The organism is Halochromatium sp. (genome assembly GCF_054919635.1).
Genome location: NZ_JBUDPI010000280.1, coordinates 1 through 5,007, shown reverse-complemented (window position 1 = coordinate 5,007; position 5,007 = coordinate 1). Strand labels below are relative to the sequence as shown.

Below are 5,007 nucleotides of genomic sequence, written 5' to 3'. Positions count from 1 at the left end.
AGCGTGATGTCGCGTGCGAGGACGCAATAGAAGACCTTTAGCATGAATGGCTGGGCTTAGGCTGAAACAAGCGCTTGGTCTCCAAGGGTCAGGCGCTGAATGGCGCCGCGTGTCAACTCGACCTCTTGATGGGTGGTCAAGATCACTGAGCCGCCGCGTGCAACCTGCTCGGCGATGAGCTGCTGCAAGAGCGCAACCGCATCGACATCGAGCGCGGTAAAAGGCTCGTCCAATATCCAAAGTGGCGCCTTGCTCAAGATCAAGCGTGCGAGTGCAACGCGCTTCTTCTGCCCCTGTGACAGCATCCGGGTGGGTAGGTCTTCGAAACCCTCGAGACCAATACGTGCGAGCGCGGCCAGGATCGCATCCTCGTCCACCGGGTCTTGGTCGAGGGTGCTGGCGATGCGCAGGTTCTCGAGTCCAGTGAGGTCGGCCTTGATCCCGTTGAGATGACCAAAATAGAGTAGGTCGCGGTTATAGTCCTCGGCCAGGTTGCGAACGTTCTCGCCGCGCCAATGTATGCTGCCGGCATCGGGTCGGAGCAGCCCGCAGAGGGCGCGAAGCAGTGTCGTCTTGCCGCTGCCGTTGCGTCCGCGCACATGCAGCAGGGTTTCCAATGGCAGTTGGAAACTGAGGCCGTGAAACAGGAGACGCTCACCGCGACGGCAAGCGAGATCGGCAACGTCGAGCATCAGAGGATTGGGCACCGGGTGAGAACAGCGAGCACCATAGCCGTTCTCGCGCGATGCGACAATCGAAAAGCCGCAACTGTGATGGGTCATGCTATGAGCTTGTTGAATGCCTTCCTTGATCAGCCGCTGCCTTGGCTATCTGTGGCCATGGCCATCGCGGCTGCCTTCCTGATGGGCTTTGCGCGCAGCGGCTTAGGCACCGGGGGCTTCGTGGTCTCACCGTTAATGGTGTTCGCGATTGGGGCTACTGACGGCCTTGCCGTGGTCGCCGTGTTGATGTTGCCCTCCGCGTTCCTCGGCGTCTGGCAGCACCGGGGTGAGGCTGGTCCTGCGCTCCTGCGGCCGTTGCTGCCAGCCGCCTTTGTCGGCACCACCATCGGCGGTTTGCTGCTCTGGCTGCTGGTCTCGGATGGTGCTATGGCGCTGATCCACCGACGTCTCGAGCTGGTGGTGGCAGGCCTGTCGTTGATCTATGTCGCCATGATGGCAGGACGCAACTGGATTGCGCGGGTCGGCGGTGGTGGTGGACCACCGCACCCCCTCGGTATCTTTCTAACCGGGACGGGGCTTGGTATCAGCCAGACGGTGGCCAATTCTGGCTCGCCGTTGATGACGGTCTATTTCCTACGCCAGGGCCTGGATAAGACCAAGTTCGTTGCCGCCCAGCTTGATTTCCTACTGGTGCAGAATCTACTCAAGTTGGTGCCGCTGCTGCTGCTCGGTATCCTGCACCTCGGCAATGCCGGCTCCGCGCTTGTGCTGATGCCGGTCACCCTGATCGGCAGTCTGGTGGGTCAGCGCTTCTATCAGGCTGCAAGCGAGCGGGTATTTTTCGGTTTCTACATTGCGCTTCTGCTGATCGGCTTCACCGTCAGCGTGCTGTTGATGATTGGGCGTGACCGGGTGCTGGGCCTATTCTGAGGTGGGCGCACTGGTTGCTGTTGGCGGGGTTCGGCGGGCCGTTGCTTCGGATCAGGGCGCTGAAGGCTCCGGCGGGTCCTGATGCACCCAGCGCAGCAGCGCGTGATGCACGGCGTGACCATGCCAAGCGATGAGGCGTTGGCCTGGTAATGCGTTGACCATAACCACCAGTGCCCAACGCCGGCCGTTCTTGTCCAGCACATAGCCGGCAATGCAGCTGGCGTTGCGCAAGGTACCGGTCTTCAGATGGGCGCGGCCAGTAACCGGCTCGTGGCGCAGCCGGCGGCGCATGGTGCCATCAACTCCTGCAATCGCCATCGAAGCCATCAGCTCTGGCATCCAGGGGGCCTGGTAGCCGAGCACGAGCAGCTCACCGAGCGTTTGGGCACTGAGGCGGCTCTCGCGCGAGAGACCGGAGCCGTTGTCGATCAGCATCCCTGAATGCTCAATGCCCTGTGCGTCGAGCCAATCCGTGAGGCTAGCGCGGGATTTGTCTAAGCTGGCCGGCGAACCCTGCCGTTTGCGCCCGATGGTCAGGAACAGCAGCCGCGCCATCAGGTTGTCGCTCGACTTGTTGAGATCCCGAATCAGCTCGGCGAGTGGCGGCGATTCGGCGCGGTGGAATAGGATGGCGTCCTCGGGGACCCGACCCAAGCGGACGCGCCCGTCCACCCGCCCGCCGAGCCGGCGCCAGAGGGCATGAAAGGCGCTCGCGGCATGTTGCTCGGGCGACAACAGCAGGCGCGGGATCTGCTCTTCCGGACAGTCGCTAGCGAAGGTGCCGCTGACCTGGATCTTGGTCAGCGCCTGTTCGGACTCGAGCACCTGGACCTGCAGACGATGATCGCGGCCCCGACAGGGGGCCTGAACGATCTTGGCGTGGTTGTCGATCTCGACACCGGATAAGGGTGGGTCGGTGTAGACCCCGACCTCGGCGCTGGTTCGGTCGTGATAGACATGGATGTCGGTGACCTGCCGATTGACGCTGAGTGCGGCCGGGAGGGCGTTGTAGGCGCTTTGCGCGGCGCCATCGAAGTCACCGCGCTCGGCCTCGGCCGGCTCAAGCGCACTGATATCGATAATCAGATCGCCTTGGATACGCTCGATGCCCTTTTCGCGCAGGGCCCGCAGTAGGTCCGTAAAGGCGCCGTTGCTGAGGCCAGGGTCGCCATAGCCCCTCAGGATCATATCGCCGTTGAGCGCACCCGCACTGAGGGTGCCGCTGGTGAAGACCTCGGTTGGCCAGCGGTAGCCACGACCAAGGATATCGAGTGCAGCCATGGTGGTGACCAGCTTTTCAACCGAAGCTGGCGCACGTGGGACTTTGGCGTTGAATAGCAGGGTTGGGCTTGGCAGGTCGAGGCGCTGCAAGAACAGGCTGACCTGGCTTGGATCGAGCGTGAGCTCATCGAGGGTCGCGTCGATGCTCGCCGGCAGCTCGTCGTCGATAATGGCCGGCTTCAAGGGCTCCGTGGCGGGGTCGATCTCGGCATCCCGGTCGACCGAGGCACTCGCTAGGGTACAGCTGAGGGGCGCCACAAGGCTTAGCAGCCACAGCAGTCTAATCAGTGCTTGGCGCATCTGTATCCATCCATCTGCGGCTTAGGTCGACGCCATTGCATTCTATCGACCTTCGGTCACAACCGTTACCGAACGCGGCAAACGCTGTTAGGGGGTCCAGTAGGGGAATGGCCAGTCGGGGCTGAGCCCGGGGCTGAGCCAGCTGGAGGCGGGAGAGCGGCCAAAGGACGGCTGGCGTTGCCTCAGCCCCGGTCGCGATCCGCGTCGCCGTCGGTGGTCATCGGCGCAGCCGTCGCGCTGCTTGCGCCATCCTGATCAGCTGGCGCAGTACTCCGCGCGGCGCGGCCCTCGGCGAGGATAGGGGTCGCTGCGCTGGCGTCGTCGGCGGTGTCAATCGCAGCCTCGGTCGCTGAGCTGGGGTCGAGCACCATGACCACGCCGGCGAGCGGGGGCAGGGCAAGGGGAATCGAGTACGGCCGACCCATCCAGCTGTCGCGCTCGGAGTGCACGCCGCCCTGATTGCCGACATTGCTGCCGCCGTAGAGCTCGGCATCGGAGTTGATCGCTTCGCGGTAGTAGCCCTCGACCGGGACGCCGATGCGGTAATTGTCGCGCGGCACCGGGGTGAAGTTGAACGCACAGGCGACCAGCTGCTTGCCGTCCTTCGACTTGCGCAGATAGCTCAGCACCGATTGGCTCGAGTCATGGCAGTCGATCCACTCAAAGCCCGTGCTCTCGAAGTCGACCTCATGCAAGGCAGGCTCGGCTCGGTAGAGCTGGTTGAGGTCGGCGACGATCTGTTTCACACCCTGGTGCTGAGGGCGCTCGAGCAGCTCCCATTCGGCCGGGGCATCGAAGTTCCATTCGCGCCCCTGGGCGAACTCGCAGCCCTGGAACAGGAGCTTCTTACCCGGATAGGTGAACATGAAGGTGTAGAGCAGGCGCAGCGATGCGAACTTCTGCCAGGCGTCGCCGGGCATCTTGTCGAGCATCGACTTCTTGCCATGCACGACCTCGTCATGGCTGAACGGCAGCACGAAGTTCTCGGTGAAGGCGTAGAGCAGCCCAAAGGTCAGCAGGTCGTGATGGTAGTGGCGGTAGATCGGGTCCTTCTCCATGTACGACAGCGTGTCGTGCATCCAGCCCATATTCCACTTCATGCTGAAGCCGAGACCACCGAGATAGGTCGGGCGCGAGACCTGTGGCCAGGACGTCGACTCCTCGGCAACCATCAAAGAGCCAGGGTGTTGCTCATGGGTCACCGTGTTGAGCTGGCGCAGGAACTCGACCGCGTCCAGGTTCTCGTTGCCGCCGTACTTGTTCGGAATCCATTCGCCATCCTTGCGCGAGTAGTCGAGGTAGAGCATCGAGGCCACCGCATCGACGCGCAGACCATCGATGTGGTACTCATCGAGCCAGAACAGCGCGCTCGAGAGCAGGAAGTTCTTCACCTCATGGCGGCCATAGTTGAAGATCAGCGTGCCCCAGTCCTTATGCTCGCCCTGGCGCGGATCGGCATGCTCGAACAGCGCGGTGCCGTCGTAACGGGCAAGGGCGACGGTGTCGCGCGGGAAGTGCGCCGGTACCCAGTCGAGCAGCACGCCAATGCCATGCTCGTGGAGATAGTTGATGAAGTAGCGGAAGTCGTCTGGGCTGCCGAAGCGCGCGGTGGGAGCGAAGTAGCCGGTGGCCTGATAGCCCCAAGAGGCGTCGAGCGGATGCTCGGTGATCGGCAGCAGCTCCAAGTGGGTGAAGCCCATCTCTAGGCAGTGAGCCGTCAGCTGCTCGGCCAGCTCGCGGTAGTTGAGAAAGCTGCCGTCTTCGGCGCGGCGCCAGGAGCCGAGGTGGACCTCGTAGACCGACATCGGCTGGC

At 63.1% G+C, this 5,007-nt stretch carries 4 protein-coding genes; 1 reads left to right on the top strand and 3 read right to left on the bottom strand.

The genetic code is table 11. The features are described 5' to 3' along the window. Positions 1-56: 56 nt before the first annotated feature. A complete protein-coding gene (gene ccmA / locus ACY693_RS14800; RefSeq protein WP_462322582.1) occupies positions 57-692 on the bottom strand; it encodes a cytochrome c biogenesis heme-transporting ATPase CcmA in 636 nt (211 codons plus the stop codon). A gap of 93 nt (positions 693-785) precedes the next feature. On the opposite strand from ccmA, the gene ACY693_RS14795 reads away from it, so the two are divergent. Then, positions 786-1,613 (top strand): TSUP family transporter, encoded by an 828-nt coding sequence (locus tag ACY693_RS14795; protein WP_462322581.1) that lies wholly within the window; start codon positions 786-788, stop codon positions 1,611-1,613. A 51-nt stretch (positions 1,614-1,664) separates the two neighbouring features. Here ACY693_RS14795 and dacB read toward each other — a convergent pair whose 3' ends face one another. Together dacB and glgB are read right to left on the bottom strand one after the other, a co-directional pair. After that, on the bottom strand, positions 1,665-3,194 hold the full coding sequence (gene dacB, locus ACY693_RS14790) for a D-alanyl-D-alanine carboxypeptidase/D-alanyl-D-alanine endopeptidase (protein ID WP_462322580.1): 1,530 nt from the start codon (positions 3,192-3,194) through the stop codon (positions 1,665-1,667). A gap of 182 nt (positions 3,195-3,376) precedes the next feature. Continuing rightward, the coding region (gene glgB / locus ACY693_RS14785) for a 1,4-alpha-glucan branching protein GlgB (protein WP_462322579.1) at positions 3,377-5,007 on the bottom strand (1,631 nt) is incomplete at its 5' end.

Excerpts from the sequence above, each read along its gene's own strand:
- ccmA (WP_462322582.1), bottom strand. The coding sequence starts at position 692 with ATGCTCGACGTTGCCGATCTCGCTTGCCGTCGCGGTGAGCGTCTCCTG.
- ACY693_RS14795 (WP_462322581.1), top strand. The coding sequence starts at position 786 with ATGAGCTTGTTGAATGCCTTCCTTGATCAGCCGCTGCCTTGGCTATCT.
- dacB (WP_462322580.1), bottom strand. The coding sequence starts at position 3,194 with ATGCGCCAAGCACTGATTAGACTGCTGTGGCTGCTAAGCCTTGTGGCG.